Genomic DNA, 18,900 nt, shown 5'->3' on the forward strand with positions numbered 1-18,900 from the left:
TCCGCACCCTCAGCGCAGCGGAGGTTAGGAAACGGCACTCCGCGGGTACCGGTCGGTGGTCCGCACGAAGCCGGCCGCCACCGCAGGGGGAGGATGCCATGACCGTCGCCTTCGCATCCGTCGCTGTGGCGACGCGGGCGGTCGAGCCTGCGCGAGGTGTCCTCGGGTGACGTCTCGGTCGACGGTGGCCGCACGGATCCGCCGGCTTCCGTGGGGGCCCACGCTGACGACAGGGGCTGCCGGCGCCATCGCCTTCTGGGTCGGCGCCGTCTTCCCGGGGCCGGCGGGCGAGTTCCCGTACTACGCACCCCTGGGCGCCGTGGTGGCGATGTCCGCGACCGTGATGGGCTCGGTGCGCAAGTCCATCCAGAGCATCGTCAGCATCTGGCTGGGTTCGGCGATCGCCCTGGCCGTCGGGGCGGTGCTCTCGCCCAGCCCCGCGACGGTGGCGCTGGTGATCGCGGTGGGGACGATCGTGGGCACCTGGAGCTGGCTCGACGACACCGGCCACTGGGTTCCGACAGCGGCCCTGTTCGTCCTGATCATCGGAACCAAGGAGCCGGTGGCGTTCGTGAGCGCCTTCGGTGGACTCACCCTGATCGGGGCCGCGATCGGCGTCCTGATGACAGTGCTCTTCCCGCAGCTTCCGCTCGCGCCGTTGGAGCGGGCGATCAGCGACGTACGTGCGGAGGTGCTCGTCCAGCTCCGGCGGCTCGCGCACGCTCTGCGCGGGGACCGGCCACCGACCGAGAACGAATGGAGCGAACACCGAGCAGAGCTGGCGCCGGCGGTGCAGAACATGCGTGCCGCACGACAGCTCGTCGTCGAAGCATCCCGCGCCAACAGGCGTCGGGAGCCCCACCGGAACCGCCTGGAACGACAGCTCGAGCAGGCGGCCAGCGTCGAGAGGGTGTGCTTCCTGGTCGAGGAGCTCACCCAGCTCCTCGAAGAGGAGGAGCGGGCGGAGAACGAGCACGTCGGGCTCGGCCCCGAGCTGCGGCCGCACACGGCGCATGCCCTGCTCGCGCTCGCGGACGTGGTGCAGTCCGGAGACGTACGGACCGTCGACCCGGAGGTCAGGGCGGATGCGCAGGAAGCCCTGTCCGCGCTGGTCGCCAGGATCCATGACGTACGTGTGAGCGACTCCCCCGACGACGAGCTCTTCACCGCCGGCAGCATCGTCACCACCATCCGGCGGTGCCTGGAGACCCCGCGCCCGGTCAACGCCGAGCGTTCAGAGCGATAGCTCGGGGACGGAGGGGGCATGACCGCGGACCTCGTCTACGTCGTGGCGGGAGCCAGCCTGCTGCTGGCGATCGTGCTGCCCGACCTTCTGCACCGATGGGCGATCTCGGCGCCGATGGTGCTGGTCGGGGTCGGCATGCTGATCGGGCTCACCCCGCTCCCCGACGGCCTGCCCCTGGACCCGCACGCCAACCGTGCCGCGATCGAGCACACCACGGAGGTGGTCGTCATCGTGGCGCTGATGGGCGTCGGCCTGGCCCTCGACCGGCCGCTCGTGCTCCGTGATCGCGCGACCTGGGGCACGTGGTCGCCGACCTGGCGGCTGCTGGTGATCGGGATGCCCGTCACCATCGCGGTCGTCGCCGTCCTCGGCTGGGCCGCCGGGCTCGCGCCCGCGGTGGCGATCCTCCTGGGCGCGGCACTCGCGCCCACCGATCCGGTGCTGGCCTCCGACGTCCAGGTCGCCGGCCCGCAGACCGGGGACCGCGACGTCGACGAGGTCGACGAGGTCCGCTTCACGCTCACCTCGGAGGCCGGCCTGAACGACGGCCTGGCCTTCCCCTTCGTGTACGTCGCGATCCTGCTCGCCACCGAGGGTGCCGTGTCGGGCTGGGCCCTGGAGTGGGTCGGCTTCTACGTGGTGGCGAAGGTCGTGATCGGCGTCTTCGCCGGCGCGCTGGTCGGGAAGGCGCTGGCCTACGTCGCCTTCCGGTCAAGCAACCGGGCTCTGCGCGTCGCCGAGCGGGGTGAGTCGCTGCTCGCCCTGGCGGCGCTGATCGCGTCGTACGGCGTCGGCGAGGTCCTCGGCGGCTACGGCTTCCTGTCAGTCTTCTTCTGCGCCATCTCCTTCCGTTCTGCCGAGCGCTCGCACGACTACCACGCCGCCATGCACGAGGTGGCCGAGCGGCTCGAACGGCTGCTGACGCTCTTCGTGCTGCTCGTCCTCGGCATCGCGCTCACCCGCGGCCTGCTCGAGGCGCTCGACTGGCGCGGCATCGCGATCGGGCTGGCGCTGATCCTGGTGGTGCGCCCGGCGGCCGGGATCCTGGCCCTGGCTCCCTGGCCGGGTCGACAGCACGGCGAGACCGCCCTCACCCGGCATCAGCGGTGGGCGGCGGCCTTCTTCGGAGTCCGTGGCATCGGGTCGCTCTACTACGTCGCGTACGCCGCCGGGGAGGATGCGTCCTTGGCCGACGACTGGCTGTGGTCCACCATCGCCTTCACCGTCGTCGCCTCGGTCCTGATCCACGGAATCCTCGCCACCCCGGTGATGACGTGGATCGAGGAACGGACATCTCATCACCGATGAGGCCACCTGGGCACCCGAAGGGTTGCCAGGCGTGGCATTCTGACCCGCATGCCCCTGAGCCTGCCCCGCCTCGCATTCGCTCTCGTCGCCCTCCTGGCCGCGCTTCTCGTGATGACCTCCTGCGGTGAGGACGACCCGGCCAGGGGGCGTACGCCGAAGCAGGTGCTCGAGGCGGCGGAGAGCCATCTCGACGAGACCAGCGGGATCAACTTCTCAATCGCCTCCGACGACCTGCCCGGGGGCATCACCACGCTGAAGGCGGCGACCGGGACCCTGACCCGCGAGCCCGCCTTCGAGGGCACGCTGACCGTCCCGGTGATGGGCACCGAGGCGCAGGTCGAGGTGGTCTCGGTCGACGGGGTCGTCCACGCGAAGCTGCCGTTCACGACCGAGTTCCAGGAGCTCGACCCGGCCGACTACGGCGTGCCCGACCCGGCTGCGCTGATCGCGCCCGAGACCGGCATCTCCTCGTTGCTCGCGGCGACCGAGGACGTCAAGATCGGCAAGTCCGTGCGCGGAGGCGCCGACAACGACGAGATCCTCTCGACCTACACCGGCACGCTCCCGGGCACGGCGGTCCAGAAGATCCTCGCCGGTGCCTCCGGCGACTTCGACGTCACCTACATCATCAACGACTCCGACGAGCTCACCGAGGCCACCATCGAGGGCCGCTTCAGCGGTGAGGGCGAGGCGGCGTACTCCTACACGATCGACATCACCGAGTACGGCGTCGAGAAGGAGATCGCCAAGCCGTGAGGGCCGTCCTCTGGCTCGCCGCGATCGCGGTGGCGTTCGCCGCCGCGGACACCTACGTCGTCGTGCTGGCGCTGCCGGACATGATGGCGGGCGTCGGGCTCTCGATCGAGGAGCTCCAGCGGGCCGCTCCGCTGATCTCGGGGTTCCTGCTGGGCTACGTGGCGGTGCTGCCGCTCATCGGGCGGCTCGCCGACCTGCTCGGGCACCTGCCGGTGCTCGTCGGCGGGCTGGTGGTCTTCGCCTTCGGCTCGTTCCTGACCGCGCTGTCGTGGGACCTGGCGGCGATGGTGGTCGGCCGGTTCTTCCAGGGGCTGGGCGGCGGCGCGCTGGTGCCCGCGACCCTCGCCCTGGTCGCGGCGCTCTACCCGGCCGAGCGCCGCGGGGTCCCGCTCGGCCTGGTCTCGGCGGTCCAGGAGCTCGGCTCCGTGCTCGGCCCGCTGATCGGCGCGGGCGTGCTCGCGGTCGCCGACTGGCGCGCGATCTTCCTGCTCAACCTCGCCGTCGGCGTCGTGCTGGCGGTCGCGATCCGGCGGCTGGGCCGCTCGGACCCTGCGCTGGCCCGGTCCACCCGGCCGGACCTGGTCGCGCTGCTGCTCCTGCTGGTCGCCGGCGTGGCATTCGTGCTCCTGGCCATCGAGCCCGCCGCCCTCGTCCAGGACCTGACCTGGGGCGCGCTCTACGTGCCCGCGGCCGGGTCGACCCGCTGGCTGACCCCGCTGGGCCTGGTCACGATCATCGCCACATCGGGCTTCTTGCTGAAGTGGGGCCTGCGGCCCGGCGTACGCCGCGTGCTAGGCCGGATCACCGCCGAGGTCGACCTCCTCGGTGCGCTGCTGCTCTCGATCGCCCTGGCCGGGGTGATCCTGGCCTTCGCGACCGCCGATCCCGAGGTGGCGGTCTTCTCCGACCAGGGGGTCTGGTATCTGGTCGCGGGCGGGCTGGCGCTGCTCGGCTTCGTCTTCCACCTGCGCCGTGCGCAGGACCCGATCGTGCCGCGCGGAGCGTTCGCCCGGATGCCGGCGTGGGGCTCGGTGCTGATCTCGTTCTTCGTCGGCGCGGCGCTGGTGGCCGCGCTGATCGACGTGCCGCTCTTCGCCCGCACCACGATCTACGGCGACAGCCAGTTGAAGGCGGCCCTGGTGCTGCTGGAGTTCCTGGTCGCGCTGCCGGTGGGTGCGGTCCTGGGCGGCTTCCTCACCCGGCGACTGCCTGCCGGGGTGATCGCGGGCGGCGGGATGCTGCTGGCGGCGGCGGCGTTCGTCTTCATGGCCCGCTGGGACGCCGAGGCGCTGCGCTCGGTGTCGGCGACGGTCGTGCTCGTGACCGGCGGCCTTGGCTTCGGTCTCGCCCTGGCCCCGGTCAACGCCGCGATCCTGGCGACCACCGAGCAGTCGATGCACGGCCTGACCACCTCGTTCACCGTGGTGGCCCGGATGGTCGGCATGCTGGTCGGCATCTCGGCACTGACCACGATCGGCCTGCGTAGCTACTACGCCGCCCAGGCGGACCTGCCTTCGCTGTCGTCGGTGTGCACCGGCGGCGGCATGTGCGCGGAGTATCAGGACCTGCTCATCGGCGCCGCCATCGCCCAGGAGCACACCGTCTTCGCCGGCGCCGCCGTCTGCGCCGGGATCGCGGCAGTGCTCTCCGTGTTGCTGCTGCGGGGCGCGCCTACCCGGGCGCTGTCGCCGAGCGAGACCGTCACCGCGCTCTAGGAGGTCTCGACGTACTCCGGACGGGTGGAGCCCATCCGCTCATGGGTCGCGTTCCGCCGCCCGGATGCCCGCTCGACCACGCCGAGCGCGGCTCCGAGGCCGAAGGCCGGCATGTTGCCGTAGAGCGCCTCGACCTGGTCGGCCGGGACCCGGTAGGTCTCGTGCCAGATCCCGACGTCGCCGGTCGAGGCGGCGCGCCGGTTGAAGGCGGCCCACGCGGGAGCGTGCGTGAGCGACGGGTCCTTGGCGAACCGGCCCAGGTCCTCGACGCTGCGCCAGTACTGCACCGACATCAGCACCCGGCCCGACCAGTAGCTGCGCGCCGAGAGCAGCCCGAGCTCGGGGTTCTTGGCGAGCTCGGCGAGCATCCTCGGCATCCCGACGAAGACCGGGAGCCAGCTGCGCAGCTTGTGCCAACGATGGATGCGCATCCCGATCAGGAAGACGATGACCTCGTCGGTGCCGGCATCGGCCACGCCGTGTCCTGGGATGACGCCGACCGGGACGTTCTTCGGAGCCTCGCGATAGGCCCGGGCGATCTTCGACATTCGGTCCCCCTGACTGGATAGCGACAGTATCTAATCTAGGATAGTGCTCCTATCCAGCACGGCTGTCAACCAGTTTCCACGGAGGAACGATGCGGATCTCCGAGCTCGCCGACTTGACCGGCGTGAGTGTCGCGACGATCAAGTACTACGTACGCGAGGGCCTCCTCTCCCCCGGCCGGAAGCTCTCCGAGCGTCTGGCCGACTACGACGACCGGCACGTACGCCGCCTGCGCCTGCTCCGCGTGCTGCGCGACGTCGGCGCGGTGCCGGTCGGCGCGCTCAAAGCTCTGGTCGACGCGACGCAGGACCGCAGCGCGACGGTCCACGACATGTTCGGCAAGGCCTGCGACGCGCTCCGCGTCGAGACGGCGGTGCCGGCGTCCCGCGACGACCACACCCGGGCGCTCGCCGACCAGATCGTCGACCAGGCGGGATGGACGAAGGTGAGGCCCGACGCGCCTGAGCGCGACCACCTGGCCGACATCATCAAGGTCATCCTCGACAGCGGTCTGTCCACCGACCCCGAGGGCGCTGCGGCCTATCTCCCCCTCGTCGACGCGATCGCCGCCTACGAGCTCGACCAGATCGACGCCGGCCAGGACCGCGAGACGATGATGGAGCAGATGGTCCTGGGCCAGGTCGTCCTCGGGGAGTTCCTGCTGTGCCTGCGCCGGCTGGCCCACGAGCACCACAGCGCTCTGCGGTTCGCCGAGCGCCGCTGACCCACCCGATCCGGCCTACCCGGTCCGGATCCGCAGCCGCTCGCGAGCCGGGATCCGCGGATAGGTGCTCCCGCGCCCGACCACGCTCCAGGTGGCGGTCGCGAAGACCTCGACGGTGGCGGAGATCATCGCGATCGTGGCGGGCTCGCCGGGACACCGGTGACCCTCGGCCGGGTCTCCCCCGCCCTGCGGGACGAGCTCGAACGCGTCGACGTCCCGGCCGACGAACCGCTCGGCGGAGAAGGTGTACGGCGCGGACCAGGTGCCCGGGTCCAGGTTGGTCCCGGGCACGTCGAGGACGACCCGCTGTCCGGGAGAGACCATCTGGCCGTCCCAGTCGGCATCCTGCCGCGCGACGCCGGCGAGCGCCGGCACGAACGGGAAGAGGCGGCGTACCTCCTGGGTGAAGGCATGCCGCTTCGACGCCTCCTCGGCGAGACCCGGCCGCAGCCGCGGCTCGTCGTCGAGGGACTGGACGGCGAAGGTGCCGAGGTAGGCCACCGCGACGGCGGGACGCAGGACGTTGAGCAGCTCGATCGCGGCCACCGGGACCGGCAGCAGGTCGCCGTGCGGGTCGCGCCACGAGGCGATGGTCTCCACAGGTGTCGACGGTGGCGGCGACGGGGCCGTCGAGGCGGCCGACCGCGCCTCCCGGATCAGTCCCCGCGCCCAGCGGTTCGCCCACAGCCGGGCTGCCCAGGCGGTCGCGTAGGACGGCCCCGCGATCCCGAAGCCGTCGACGATCGCGGCGAGCCGCTTCCCGACCTTGCCGGGGTCGCGCACGGAGATGCCGGCCCACTCGAGGACCGCGCGGCCGTAGACCTCGGCCAGCAGGCCGAACACGCTCACCGTCTCCCCGTGACGCTCCCGGAGGGCCGCGCCCAGGTGGCGGCGTACGAGGTCTTGCAGGGTCGTGTCCGCGTCGTCGAGCAATTCGAGGAAGTGGGCCTTGCGCTGCAGGTGCTCCTCCCCGTCGAGACCGTGGACGGCGCCACGGCCGAAGAGCAGGGCTGCCAGCGGGGCCGGCACCGCACCGGTGCGGCGGATGAGCGCGGGATCGTAGAAGCGGCGTACGGAGGCAGGACCGCTCACGACCAGGGCATCGCTCCCGAGCAGCTTGACCGGGCAGACCGGCGGGTCGCCGGCACGCCTCCGGGCGTCGGGGATCGCGTGGTAGCCGTGCCGGAGCAGGTCCGCGGCGAGATCGCGGGTCATGGTGGCTCCCGTCAGGAGCCGCTGGTGACCCGGTCGCTCACGCCCGTCACCCCCACCGCGTGGGCGCAGTGGGCACAGCAGAAGACGTGCTCCTCGTTCTGCACCCCGTGCCCCAGGATGCGGATGCCGCAGTTGACGCACACCGGCGCGATCACCGCCACCGCACACTCGATCGAGTCGAACACATGGTGCTCACCCGAGGCCGTCGTGACCTCGAAGCTCTCGTCGTAGTCGTTGCCGCACGTGACGCACTTACCCATGGTCGGTCCTTTCGTTGCACTTGGCACCGGGCTTCACACCAGACGCCGCGCGGCCCGGGGCCCTCGGGGCACCGGGCCGCACGGTGTCTACGTGAAGATGCTCACCCCACCGGGGCCGACCAACAGACCGACCACGATGAGGACCGCTCCCCACAGGATTTGGCCGCGAACCAGCGACACGATGCCAGCGATCACCAGGACTGCCGCGATCAGCCAAAGAATTGTTGCCATTCGATCTCACCTCGGTGTGTAGTTGTTGCGGGGGATGCTCAGACCTTGTCGTCCAAGCGGCTGCGGAGCAGGGCCTTCGCTTCCTCGGCTCCTTGCACGGAGTTGGCCTGCGCGCGGACGAACAGGTCTTCCAGGTCGCTGTCCTTCGAGCGGCGCGCGTCCTCGATGTAGGTCTCCAGACGCAGCGCGTTGTCGAGGCATGCCTCGGTGAACCAGATGAGGTTGTAGTCCTTGTCAGGGGTGCCCGTGACAGCTCCGGTCTCAACGCTCTTCGTGGTCATGCGGATCACTCCTCATGAGTTCTCTCTCCCTTGCAGCCCCCTCGGTACCCAGCCTGCGGGCCCGCAAACCCTCGTGTCCGCGCTGAACCTGCGGATTCGGGCTCAGGAGAGCGCGAACCTCTCCCAGGACCGGTGGGCGCCGAGGAGGTCGGGTAGCTCGGCGGCGACGAGCGAGCCGGACTCCTCGGCCTTGACACCTGGTGCCGGGACCGCGATCCCGGCGGTCGCGACGGCCTCGGCCCCGTCGCCCCACGCCAGCAGCGCCTTGCCGTGCCGGAAGATCTCCTCGACCAGCAGCATCACGTGCGGGTCCGAGGCGACCGTGGCGGCGCCGTCGGCGACCACGAGCGCGTCGAACTCGACGGAGCGAGCGGTGGAGAACGTACGCTGCACCTCCAGGTCGCCGCCGAGCGGCGCGGCCGTCGGGGCGATCAGCAGCGGCGTCATCTTCGAGCCGCGGAGCGCCGCGCACAGCCCGTCGACCTCGTCGGCCGGGCTGTCCGGGCCGACGACGATCCCGACGACCCGGCCGTCGGGCGGGTAGGTGCCGCCGAGCATCGACAGCGCCGGGCTCGGCTCCGGGTCGGCGAGCTCACCGGTCGGCTCGGGCGCCGGCAGGCCGAGGGCGGTGGCGACACCGCCGCACAGGTCCGGCGCGATCTCGGCCAGGCACTGGAGCTGGCGCTCCCGGATCTCCGGCTCATGGACCTTGCCCAGCTCGAAGGAGTACGCCGCGACGATGTGCTGCTTCTCCACCGGTGTCATCGACAGCCAGAACAGCCGCGCCTGGCTGAAGTGGTCGTCGAACGAGGCCGGCTGCGTCCGCTGCTTGACGGTCTCGGGCACCGTCACCGGGTTGTCCAGGAAGGCGCCCTCCGGGTCGCCGGCCAGGAACGGGCAGCCGCCGTCGAGCGAGTTGGGGTGGTAGGGCGCCACTCCCTGGTGCACGTCGCCCTGGTGGCACCCGTCGCGCAGCATGTCGTTGACCGGCGCGTGCGGCCGGTTGACCGGGATCTGGTTGAAGTTCGGGCCGCCGAGCCGGGTCAGCTGGGTGTCGACGTACGAGAAGAGCCGGGCCTGCATCAGGGCGTCGTCGGTGACGTCGATACCCGGCACCAGGTTGCCGACGTGGAACGCGACCTGCTCGGTCTCGGCGAAGAAGTTGGCCGGGTTCCGGTCCAGGACGAGGCGGCCGATCCGCTGCACCGGGGCGATCTCCTCAGGGACCAGCTTGGTCGGGTCGAGCAGGTCGATGCCCTCGTACGTCTGCTCGGGGGTGTCCGGGAAGACCTGGATGCCCAGCTCCCACTCCGGGTAGGCGCCGGCCTCGATCGCGTCGGCGAGATCGCGGCGGTGGAAGTCGGGGTCGAAGCCGCCGAGCATCTGGGCCTCCTCCCAGAGCAGGCCGTGCACTCCGAGCTTGGGCTTCCAGTGGAACTTGGCCAGGCTCGTCTCCCCCGCGGCGTTGACGAGCCGGAAGGTGTGGACACCGAAGCCCTCCATCATCCGGTAGGAGCGGGAGATGCCGCGGTCCGACATGTTCCACAGGGTGTGGTGCTGGGCCTCGGTGTGCAGCGAGACGAAGTCCCAGAAGGTGTCGTGCGCCGACTGCGCCTGCGGGATCTCGCGGTCGGGGTGCGGCTTGCCGGCGTGGATGACGTCGGGGAACTTGATGCCGTCCTGGATGAAGAAGACCGGGATGTTGTTGCCGACGAGGTCGAAGGTGCCCTCCTCGGTGTAGAACTTCGTCGCGAACCCGCGGGTGTCGCGCACCGTGTCCGCGCTGCCGCGCGAGCCCAGCACCGTGGAGAACCGCACGAAGACGGGCGTCTGCCGGCCCTCGGCGAGGAACCCGGCACTGGTGACGGTCTCGGCGGTCCCGTACGCGGTGAAGGTGCCGTGCGCGCCGGCTCCGCGGGCGTGGACGACGCGTTCGGGGATCCGCTCGTGGTCGAAGTGGGTGATCTTCTCGCGAAGATGGTGGTCCTGGAGCAGGGTCGGGCCGCGCTCGCCCGCCTTGAGGGACTTGTCGGTCTCACGGAGGCGCACACCGCCCGAGGTGGTCAGCCACTCGGTCTGCTGGGAGGCGCCGGGGCTCGGCGTGTCGGTCATAGCGGTCCTTCGGTCGGGGTCAGGGCTTTACCTCCCGTACCCAGGCCGGCCCCGGGTCACCCGCCGCTGGCGCTGGCGACCCAGCGGAGCACGTCGTCCCACTCGTCGAGGAACCGGTCGAGGCCGTAGCGCTTCCGGGCGTGCCGTCGCCCGATGAGCCCGGCCTCCTCGGCGACGTCGGGATCCTTCATCAGGTGACGTACGGCCGGGACGATCTCGTCGCGGCGGGTGGTGACGAAGCCGGCCTCGTGCGGCACCGCGAGCGGGGTCTCGGTGGTCGCCAGGGCGACGACCGGCATGCCGAGGTGCATCGCCTCGATCAGGGAGAGGCCGAGCGAGGTCCAGCGGTTGAGGTGGACGTAGACGCGTCGCCGCGGGAGGTGGTCGTGGAGGTCCTGCTGAGACAGGTTCTCGTACGTCCGCAGCCCCTGGTACGCCGGCAGCCGCTCGACGCGCATGCCGAAGACATCCGCGCCGACGCCCTCGGCCAGCGCCGGCAGCAGGTCGGCGCCGACCGAGCGGCCTCGGCGTACCGGATCGTTGACGACCACACCGGCACGCTCGATGTCGCCGGTGTAGCGGCGGCCGGGGTCGACGATGCCGTGCTCGATCACGGTCGTCGGGGTGCCGCCACAGTCCCAGAGCAGGTCGTTGAAGCCGGTGACGTGCACGATCGGGATGTCGCCGCCCGCCATCGGGTGGCGGGTGTCGGGGACCGCGCCGGCCGGGGTGTTGTGCTCCAGGAAGATCGCAGGTACGTCACGGCCCGGCCGCCGCCCGCCGAGCCATCGCTCGGCCAGCTCGACCTCGTGCGGACGCTGCAGGACGACGACGTCGACGTCCTCGTCGGCGAGGGAGTCGCTGCTCACCTCGCGGGCGGCCGCGGGCCAGTCCCAGGTCCTGGCTCGGCCGAGTCCGTCGGGGCCGCGGTCGGGGGTCGTCGGGAGGAGGTAGTCGTGGCGACCGTGCACGAACGCCGTCGTCCAGGAGCCGTGCACGTGCCAGATCAGGATTCTCATTCCACATCGGTGCCCGGGAGCACCTTCGGTGATGCGGCCGGGCCGGAGAAGTTCCGCGACGACGCGACTCAAAGCGCTTCGCCTCGGGTACTCGGAGATCACTTCGCATCCCTATCCGGTCCGGAAGGCAGCACTGATGAAGGTCCTTGGCGTCAACGCCCTCTTCCACGACCCCAGCGCCGCGCTCGTCGTCGACGGCAGGACGGTCGCGGCCACCGAGGAGGAGCGGTTCTCCCGCCGCAAGCACGGCCACCGGCCGGTGCCGTTCGCGGCGTGGGAGCTCCCCGACCACGCCATCCGATGGTGCCTCGAGGAGGCTGGCCTCGAGCCCGGCGACCTGGACGCGGTGGCCTACTCCTACGACTGCTCCCTGGCTCGGCCGGCGGCCGACATGGGGCTGCACGACCCGTGGGACAGCCTTCGCCAGGCGTACGCCACGCACGCACCCGACTTCCTGACCACCCTGCTGCCGGGGCTCGACCGGGCCGACGTACGCTTCGTGCCGCACCACGTCGCCCATGCCGCCTCCGCGGCGCTGGCTTCGCCGTTCGTCGCCGAGGGCAGCGACGTGCTGGTCCTGGACGGCCGCGGCGAGCGGCACAGCCATCTCGCCGGACGCTACGACGCGGACGGGGCTCTGACGACCCTGCGCACCCAGGACCTCCCGCACTCGCTCGGCCTGGTCTTCGAGGAGCTCACCGAGCACCTGGGGTTCTTGCGCGCCAACGACGAGTACAAGGTGATGGCGCTCGCCTCCTACGGCAAGCCGCTCGCATCCAGCGGGCACCGGATCGACGAGCTGACCGAGCGGATCCGGCTGACCGGCGACGGCGGGTTCGTCACCGAGCCGATCGACTGGGCCGCCCTGGCGCCACGGCTGCGGCCCGGCGAGGACTGGACCGCCGACCACGCCGACCTGGCAGCCAGCGTGCAGCTGCGCTTCGAGGAGGTGCTGGTCGAGCTGGCCCGGTGGCTGCGTGGGCAGACCGGCGGCACCCACCTGACCCTCGCCGGCGGGGTGGCGCTCAACTGTGTCGCCAACACCGTGCTGGTCGAGCGCAGCGGCTACGAGAACGTCTGGGTGCAGCCGGCCGCCGGCGACGCCGGCACGGCGCTCGGCGCCGCGCTGCAGCTCGCCGCCGACAACGGCGACCGCCTCGAGCCCATGCCGGGCGCCGACCTGGGACGCGAGTGGTCCGAGGACGAGATCGAGTCGGTGCTGCGTACGGCCCGGGTGGCGTACGAACGCCCCGGCGACCTGGCCGCGACCGTGGCCGAGACCCTGGCCGACAACGGGATCGTGGCGTGGTTCCAGGGACGCAGCGAGTTCGGCCCGCGCGCCCTCGGGCACCGATCGCTGCTCGCCCATCCCGGACGCCAGGAGAATCTCGAGCGGATCAACGATGTCAAGGGCCGCGAGCAGTTCCGGCCGGTGGCGCCGATGGTGCTCGCCGAGCGCGCCGCCGACATCTTCGAGCGTGGGCCGCTGCCCTCGCCCTACATGCTCTTCGTCCACGACGTCGCCGCGGAGTGGCACGCGCTGATCCCGGCGGTGACCCACGTCGACGGCACCGCCCGGGTGCAGACGGTCGATTCGCAGGACGAGCCGCTGGCGGCGCGGATGCTGGCCGAGTTCGAGGCCCGGACCGGGCTGCCCGTGGTGATCAACACCAGCCTCAACACCGCGGGCCGGCCGATGGTCGACTCGCCTCGGGACGCGTTGGAGTGCTTCGGGTCGGCGCCGATCGACCTGCTCGCCATCGGCCCGTTCGTCGTACGCCGCGCGAGGACGTTCTGATGACCATCGACACCACCATCGTCATCCCGACCGTCGGCCGGCCGAGCCTGGGGGTGCTGCTGGACGCGCTGGCGAGCCAGACGGTGCCGCTGCACCATCCCGTGATCGTGGTCGACGACCGTGCCGACGGCGACGAACTGACCGTCGGCGACCGGCCGATCGACGTCGAGGTCGTCCGCAGCGGAGGCGGCGGTCCGGCCCGTGCGCGCAACATCGGCTGGCGGCACACGCGTACGCCCTGGGTCTCGTTCCTCGACGACGACGTGGTGCCGGACGCGTCCTGGTACCGCGACCTCATCGCCGACCTGCGCCTGCTCGAGGACTATCCCGAGCAGGAGATCGTCGGCAGCCAGGGACGACTCACCGTCCCGCTTCCCGAGGATCGTCGCCCCACGGACTGGGAGCGCGGCACCGCGGGCCTGGAGACGTCGACGTGGATCACCGCCGACATGAGCTACCGCCGCGACCGGATCGCCGCCGTGGGCGGGTTCGACGAGCGCTTCCAGCGTGCCTTCCGCGAGGACGCCGATCTCGCCCTGCGCCTCGGCGCCGAACGTGGCCGGATCGTCACCGGCAGCCGCCACGTGACCCACCCGGTGCGGCCCTCCGACGACTGGGCGAGCCTGCGGGCCCAGGCCGGCAACGCCGACGACATCCTGATGCGGGCGGTCCACGGACCGGGCTGGCACGAGCGCGCGAAGGCGCCCGAGGGGCGCCGGAAGGCGCACCTGGCGACCACCGCCGCCGGTGCGCTGGCGGTCGCCGGCCTGCTGTCCCGGCGTCGCCGGATCGCCCTGACCGGCGCCGTGGGTTGGCTCGCGGGCACCGCCGAGCTCGCCCGTCACCGCATCGCGCCCGGCCCGAGGACTCCCGGCGAGATCCGGCGGATGCTGCTCACCAGCGCCGCGATCCCGGCGGCGGCGACGTGGCACCTGCTGCGCGGCGTACGTCTCCACCACGGCGCGACGCCGTGGCGAGGTGTCCCGGAGCTGGTCCTGCTCGACCGCGACGGCACCCTGATCGAGGACGTGCCCTACAACGGCGACCCCGACCTGGTGCGACCGCTCCCCGGTGTCCGCGAGGCCCTCGACCGGCTCCGGGCGGAGGGGGTCCGGCTGATGGTCGTGACCAACCAGTCCGGCATCGGCCGCGGCCTTATCAGCGAGGAGCAGGCCGACGCGGTCGACGAGCGGGTCGCCGAGCTGCTGGGCCCGTTCGAGGCGGTGCTGCGCTGCCCGCACTCCCCCGACGACCGCTGCGGCTGCCGCAAGCCCGGACCTGACCTGATCAAACGCGCACTCGCCAGCACCGGCGTGCACCCCGACCGCACGGTCATGGTGGGCGACATCGGCAGCGACATGGAGGCCGCGAGGAACGCCGGCGTCAGCGGCTGCCTCGTCCCCACGCTGCAGACCCGTCGCGAGGAGGTCGACGCCGCCGCGCCACGCACCGCGGCCGGCCTCGCCCAGGCCGTCGACCTGATGCTGGGAGGCGTGTGGTGAGGACCCTCGTCGTACGCCTGGACTCGATGGGCGACGTGCTCCTCGCCGGTCCGGCGGTGCGTGCGATGGCCGCGACCAGCGACCACGTGACGATGCTGTGCGGCCCGCTCGGCCGCGAGGCCGCCGGGCTGCTGCCGGGCGTCGACGAGGTGTTGTGCTGGGAGGCGCCGTGGATCCTCGCCGACCCGCCGCCGGTCGATCCCGACGAGGTCGACCTGCTCCGCAAACGCGTCGAGGCCGGGATGTTCGACCGCGCCGTGATCCTCACCAGCTTCCACCAGTCGCCGCTTCCCACCGCGCTCGTGCTGAGGCTCGCCGGGATCGCGCGGCTGGCCGCGGTGAGCACCGACTACCCCGGCTCGCTGCTCGACCACCGGGTGCGCGTCGAGGAGGACATCCCCGAGCCCGAGCGTGCGCTCGCGGTCGCCATCGCCTGCGGCGGCCGGCTCCCCGACGGCGACGACGGCCGGCTGGCGGTCCGCGGTCTCGCGGCTCCGACGGACCTCCCGGTGCCGTACGTCGTCCTGCACCCCGGCACCTCCGCGCCCGCACGCGCCTGGCCGGCGGACCGGTACCGCGACCTGTGCGAGCACCTGAGCAGCCTCGGCCTCGGTGCCGTCGTCACCGGCGGCACCGACGAACGTCCGCTGACCGCGTACGTCGCCGGTGCGAGCGGCACCGACCTGGGCGGCACGCTCGGACTCGGCGAGCTCGCCGGAGTCCTCCGCCACGCCGAGGCGGTGGTGGTCGGCAACACCGGTCCCGCGCATCTGGCCGCCGCGGTCGGCACCCCGGTGGTCTCGCTCTACGCCCCCACGATCAGCGCCGAGCGCTGGGCGCCCTACGGCGTCGACCGGGTGCTCCTCGGCGACCAGCACGCTCCGTGCCGCGACACCCGCGCCCGCGAGTGCCCCGTGCCCGGACACCCGTGCCTGAGCGGTGTCACGACGGACGATGTCGTCACCGCGCTCGGCACCCTCGGCGTACGTCCATCCGAACCCGTGGGAAGGAGCCGCTGATGCGCGTCGCACTCGTCTCTGAACATGCCAACCCGCTCGCCGCCCTCGGCCGGGAGGACGCCGGCGGACAGAACGTCCACGTCGCGGCCCTGGCAACAGGCCTGGCCCGTAACGGCCACGAGGTGACCGTCTACACCAGACGCGACGACCTCGCGACGCCGGCACGCGTGCGGACGGACGGCTACGTGGTCGAGCACGTCCCTGCCGGGCCGCCGGCCGAGGTGGCCAAGGACGACCTCCTCCCCTACATCCCCGAGCTGGCCAGGCGCCTGCAGGAGGCGTGGCTTGTCGAGCCGCCCGACCTGGTCCACGCCCACTTCTGGATGAGCGGCCTGGCCTCGCTCCCCGGCGTACGCGAGCAGCGCGTGCCGCTGGTGCAGTCCTTCCACGCCCTCGGGTCGGTCAAGCGTCGCCAGCAGGGCAGCGCCGACACCAGCCCGCCCGAGCGGATCGGGCACGAGCGCCGGCTGTGCGCCGAGGCCGACGCGGTCATCGCGACCTGCACCGACGAGGTCCGTGAGCTCCGCCGGCTCGGCCTGCCCGACGGCCGCGCGACGATCATCCCCTGCGGGGTCGACACTGACCTGTTCCGGCCCGGCCCGGGCCGGCTGGCCGACCGGCTGCAACTGCTCGTCCTGGGCCGGATGGTCCCCCGCAAGGGGTTCGGCAACGCGATCGAGGCCTTCGCCCACCTCGTCCACGACGAGGGGCTCGACGCCGAGCTGGTCATCGCGGGCGGCCCGTCGCGCAGGGACCTCGGCGCCGACCCTGAGGCGCAGCGGCTGCGTCAGATCGCCGAACGCCACCGCGTCGCCTCCCGCACGACCTTCCTCGGCAGCGTCGACCGCGACGACGTGCCCGACCTGATCCGCAGCAGCGACGCCGTGGTCAGCGTGCCCTGGTACGAGCCGTTCGGGATCGTGCCGGTCGAGGCGATGGCCTGCGGCCGGCCGGTGGTCGGCACGGCCGTCGGCGGGCTCCTCGACACCGTGGTCCCGGGCGTCACCGGCGACCTGGTGAGACCGCGGAAGCCGGCCGACCTGGCGCGCGTCCTCGCGGCCCTGATGCGCGACCCCGAGCGACGGCGGCGCTACGGCGAGGCCGGCCGGCGGCGCGCCGTCGAGCGCTACGACTGGCGCCACGTCCTGGCCGCCACCGAGGAGCTCTACGAGCGGGTCACCCGACCTGCCCGATCCACCCGAACCATCGATGCGAAGGAGGCAGTCCGATGACAACCCCGTGCGCTCACGAGCACCTCGCCGAGCTGAGCCAGACACTGCGCAGGTTCGACGGCTGCGTCGATGTCGCCGACGACTGGGGCGTACGCCTCGCGCCCGTGCTCGAGGGCGGCGCCCGGCTCCTCGCCGCGGGCAACGGCGGCAGCGCCGCCCAGGCCCAGCACCTCACCGCCGAGCTGGTCGGCCGATACCGCGAGGACCGCGCGCCGTTCTCGGCGATCTGTCTCTCCGCCGAGACCTCCAGCCTGACCGCCATCGGCAACGACTACCCGCCCGAGGAGCTCTTCGCCCGCCAGGTCGAGGCGCACGGCCGCCCGGGCGACATCCTGATGCTGATGTCCACCAGCGGCCGCAGCGGCAACCTCCTCGCCGCCGCCCGGCGCGGTCGCCGGGCTGGGCTGCAGGTCTGGTCGATGACCGGCCCGGCTCCCAACCCGCTGGCGGACCTCTCCGACGAGCACTGCTCCGTCGACGCCCGCTACACCGCCACCGTGCAGGAGATGCACCTGGTCGCACTGCACATCATGTGCGCCGCCTTCGACCGCGAGCTCGGCGTCGGCGAGCCGGCGCGGCTCTCGACGGAGGACCTGGAGGTGCTCCGATGAGCATTCGGATGGTCGTGGTCGGAGACATCCTGCTCGACGTGGACGTCACCGGGGACGTACGCCGCCGGCTGCCGGAGGCGGACGCGCCGGTCATCGACGACCCGCGGGAACGGCTCCGTCCCGGCGGGGCCGGGCTGGCCGCGGCCCTCGCCGCCGCCGACGGTCACGACGTCGTCCTGGTGACCGCGCTGGCAGCCGACGCGGCGGGCTCGCGGATCCACGACCTGTGCAGCGAGGCCGGGATCAAGATCCTCGCCGTCCCCCAGGACGGCACCACCCCGGTCAAGCGCCGGATCATCGCCGACCAGCGGCCGGTGGCCCGGCTGGACGAGGGCGGCTGCGGCCCGATCGAGCCCGTCCCACCCGCTGCACTCGACGCGATCGGCATGGCCGACGCGGTGCTCGTCTCCGACTACGGCCAGGGCATGACGAGCGTGGACAACCTCCGCCAGGCACTGAGCAGCGTGATCGCGACCACTTCGACCCCGGTCGTCTGGGACCCGCATCCGCGTGGGGCGGCCCCTGTCCCCGGCGTACGCCTCGCCACCCCCAACCGGGCCGAAGCTGCCGCCTTCGCCGGCCAGGCCGGCACCGGGGCGAGCGAGCACGCGGCCGCGCTGGTGGACGCCTGGCGAGCCCGAGCCGTCTGCGTCACGCTGGGCTCGGAGGGCGCCGTCCTGGCCGAGGGCTCGGCGGCACCGCTGCCGGTCCCCGCCCGCCGCGTCGGTCCCCACGACACCTGCGGGGCCGGCGACCGCTTCGCGGCCACGGTGACGGCGAGCCTCACCGGCACGGCGGGGACCGAGGCCGCGGTGAAGACCGCCGTCGAGGCGGCCGGCGACTTCGTGGCCTCGGGCGGCGCCGCCACGTTCGCCCCCGTCCCGCGGCGGACCAGGGAACGTACGCTCGTGGCCACCGGCGGCTGCTTCGACCTCCTCCACGCCGGCCACGTCGCCACCTTGCAGGCCGCGCGGAGGCTCGGCGACCGCCTGGTCGTCTGCCTCAACTCCGACGACTCCGTGCGCCGGCTCAAGGGTGAGGACCGCCCGCTCGTCCCCGAACGCGACCGCGCCCGGCTGCTGGCCGCGCTCGACTGCGTCGACGACGTGGTCGTCTTCGACGAGGACACCCCGACGCATGTGCTCGCCGAGCTCCGGCCCGACATCTGGGTCAAGGGCGGGGACTACTCCGAGGACGACCTCCCCGAGAGCGACCTGCTGGCGACCTGGGGTGGGCGTACGGTCGTGGTGCCCTTCCACGACGGCCACTCGACCACCTCGCTGATCGAGACCGCGAGGGCGATCCCGGTCTGATGGGGCCCGGTC

Annotated in this window: 18 protein-coding genes; 11 read left to right on the forward strand and 7 right to left on the reverse strand. The window is 72.4% G+C overall.

Annotated features, from left to right (window positions below; all coding sequences use genetic code 11):
- Nucleotides 1-166 precede the first annotated feature (166 nt).
- The 4 genes from G5C66_RS01170 to G5C66_RS01185 are packed head-to-tail and all read left to right on the forward strand — an operon-like array spanning nucleotide 167 to nucleotide 5,025.
- A complete protein-coding gene (locus G5C66_RS01170) occupies nucleotides 167-1,246 on the forward strand; it encodes an FUSC family protein (protein ID WP_165108880.1) in 1,080 nt (359 codons plus the stop codon).
- Between the two features lie 18 nt (nucleotides 1,247-1,264).
- Nucleotides 1,265-2,554: a cation:proton antiporter gene (locus G5C66_RS01175; protein WP_165108882.1), complete on the forward strand. Its 1,290-nt coding sequence runs from the start codon at nucleotides 1,265-1,267 to the stop codon at nucleotides 2,552-2,554.
- Between the two features lie 48 nt (nucleotides 2,555-2,602).
- Nucleotides 2,603-3,310: an LppX_LprAFG lipoprotein gene (locus tag G5C66_RS01180; protein ID WP_165108884.1), complete on the forward strand. Its 708-nt coding sequence runs from the start codon at nucleotides 2,603-2,605 to the stop codon at nucleotides 3,308-3,310.
- Nucleotides 3,307-5,025: an MFS transporter gene (locus G5C66_RS01185; RefSeq protein WP_338144027.1), complete on the forward strand. Its 1,719-nt coding sequence runs from the start codon at nucleotides 3,307-3,309 to the stop codon at nucleotides 5,023-5,025. The genes G5C66_RS01180 and G5C66_RS01185 overlap by 4 nt, the downstream gene beginning before the upstream one ends.
- Here G5C66_RS01185 and G5C66_RS01190 read toward each other — a convergent pair.
- Entirely contained in the window at nucleotides 5,022-5,573 is a 552-nt protein-coding gene (locus G5C66_RS01190) for a DUF4188 domain-containing protein (RefSeq protein ID WP_165108886.1), read from the reverse strand. The genes G5C66_RS01185 and G5C66_RS01190 overlap by 4 nt on opposite strands.
- 89 nt (nucleotides 5,574-5,662) lie before the next feature.
- On the opposite strand from G5C66_RS01190, the gene G5C66_RS01195 reads away from it, so the two are divergent.
- Complete coding sequence (locus tag G5C66_RS01195; RefSeq protein WP_165108888.1) at nucleotides 5,663-6,295, forward strand: MerR family transcriptional regulator; 633 nt, start codon at nucleotides 5,663-5,665, stop codon at nucleotides 6,293-6,295.
- Between the two features lie 15 nt (nucleotides 6,296-6,310).
- Here the strand turns inward: G5C66_RS01195 and G5C66_RS01200 are convergent, their stop codons facing one another.
- From G5C66_RS01200 to G5C66_RS01225, 6 genes are all read right to left on the reverse strand, one after another.
- Nucleotides 6,311-7,510 carry a cytochrome P450 gene (locus G5C66_RS01200; protein ID WP_165108890.1) on the reverse strand — a complete coding sequence of 400 codons (1,200 nt, stop codon included), beginning with the start codon at nucleotides 7,508-7,510 and terminating at the stop codon, nucleotides 6,311-6,313.
- A gap of 11 nt (nucleotides 7,511-7,521) precedes the next feature.
- Complete coding sequence (locus G5C66_RS01205; RefSeq protein ID WP_165108892.1) at nucleotides 7,522-7,770, reverse strand: hypothetical protein; 249 nt, start codon at nucleotides 7,768-7,770, stop codon at nucleotides 7,522-7,524.
- Between the two features lie 87 nt (nucleotides 7,771-7,857).
- Entirely contained in the window at nucleotides 7,858-8,001 is a 144-nt protein-coding gene (locus G5C66_RS01210) for a GPGG-motif small membrane protein (protein WP_165108894.1), read from the reverse strand.
- Between the two features lie 38 nt (nucleotides 8,002-8,039).
- Complete coding sequence (locus G5C66_RS01215) at nucleotides 8,040-8,282, reverse strand: hypothetical protein (RefSeq protein ID WP_165108896.1); 243 nt, start codon at nucleotides 8,280-8,282, stop codon at nucleotides 8,040-8,042.
- A 102-nt stretch (nucleotides 8,283-8,384) separates the two neighbouring features.
- Entirely contained in the window at nucleotides 8,385-10,394 is a 2,010-nt protein-coding gene (locus G5C66_RS01220; RefSeq protein WP_165108898.1) for a catalase, read from the reverse strand.
- Between the two features lie 56 nt (nucleotides 10,395-10,450).
- Entirely contained in the window at nucleotides 10,451-11,413 is a 963-nt protein-coding gene (locus G5C66_RS01225) for a glycosyltransferase (RefSeq protein WP_165108900.1), read from the reverse strand.
- Between the two features lie 136 nt (nucleotides 11,414-11,549).
- Here G5C66_RS01225 and G5C66_RS01230 point away from each other — a divergent pair, with 136 nt between their 5' ends.
- The 6 genes from G5C66_RS01230 to rfaE2 are packed head-to-tail and all read left to right on the forward strand — an operon-like array spanning nucleotide 11,550 to nucleotide 18,888.
- Nucleotides 11,550-13,211 carry a carbamoyltransferase family protein gene (locus G5C66_RS01230; RefSeq protein WP_165108902.1) on the forward strand — a complete coding sequence of 554 codons (1,662 nt, stop codon included), beginning with the start codon at nucleotides 11,550-11,552 and terminating at the stop codon, nucleotides 13,209-13,211.
- Entirely contained in the window at nucleotides 13,211-14,713 is a 1,503-nt protein-coding gene (locus G5C66_RS01235) for an HAD-IIIA family hydrolase (protein ID WP_165108904.1), read from the forward strand. Before G5C66_RS01230 ends, G5C66_RS01235 begins: the two co-directional genes overlap by 1 nt.
- Nucleotides 14,710-15,732 carry a glycosyltransferase family 9 protein gene (locus tag G5C66_RS01240; protein WP_165108906.1) on the forward strand — a complete coding sequence of 341 codons (1,023 nt, stop codon included), beginning with the start codon at nucleotides 14,710-14,712 and terminating at the stop codon, nucleotides 15,730-15,732. The genes G5C66_RS01235 and G5C66_RS01240 overlap by 4 nt, the downstream gene beginning before the upstream one ends.
- Nucleotides 15,732-16,964 carry a glycosyltransferase gene (locus tag G5C66_RS01245; protein WP_165108908.1) on the forward strand — a complete coding sequence of 411 codons (1,233 nt, stop codon included), beginning with the start codon at nucleotides 15,732-15,734 and terminating at the stop codon, nucleotides 16,962-16,964. The genes G5C66_RS01240 and G5C66_RS01245 overlap by 1 nt, the downstream gene beginning before the upstream one ends.
- Entirely contained in the window at nucleotides 16,961-17,575 is a 615-nt protein-coding gene (locus G5C66_RS01250; RefSeq protein ID WP_165108910.1) for a D-sedoheptulose-7-phosphate isomerase, read from the forward strand. The genes G5C66_RS01245 and G5C66_RS01250 overlap by 4 nt, the downstream gene beginning before the upstream one ends.
- Nucleotides 17,572-18,888, forward strand: a complete 1,317-nt coding sequence (gene rfaE2, locus G5C66_RS01255) for a D-glycero-beta-D-manno-heptose 1-phosphate adenylyltransferase (RefSeq protein ID WP_165108912.1) — start codon at nucleotides 17,572-17,574, stop codon at nucleotides 18,886-18,888. The genes G5C66_RS01250 and rfaE2 overlap by 4 nt, the downstream gene beginning before the upstream one ends.
- Nucleotides 18,889-18,900 lie beyond the last annotated feature (12 nt).

The sequence above is a fragment of the Nocardioides turkmenicus genome (genome assembly GCF_011045035.1).
GTDB lineage: Bacteria > Actinomycetota > Actinomycetes > Propionibacteriales > Nocardioidaceae > Nocardioides > Nocardioides turkmenicus.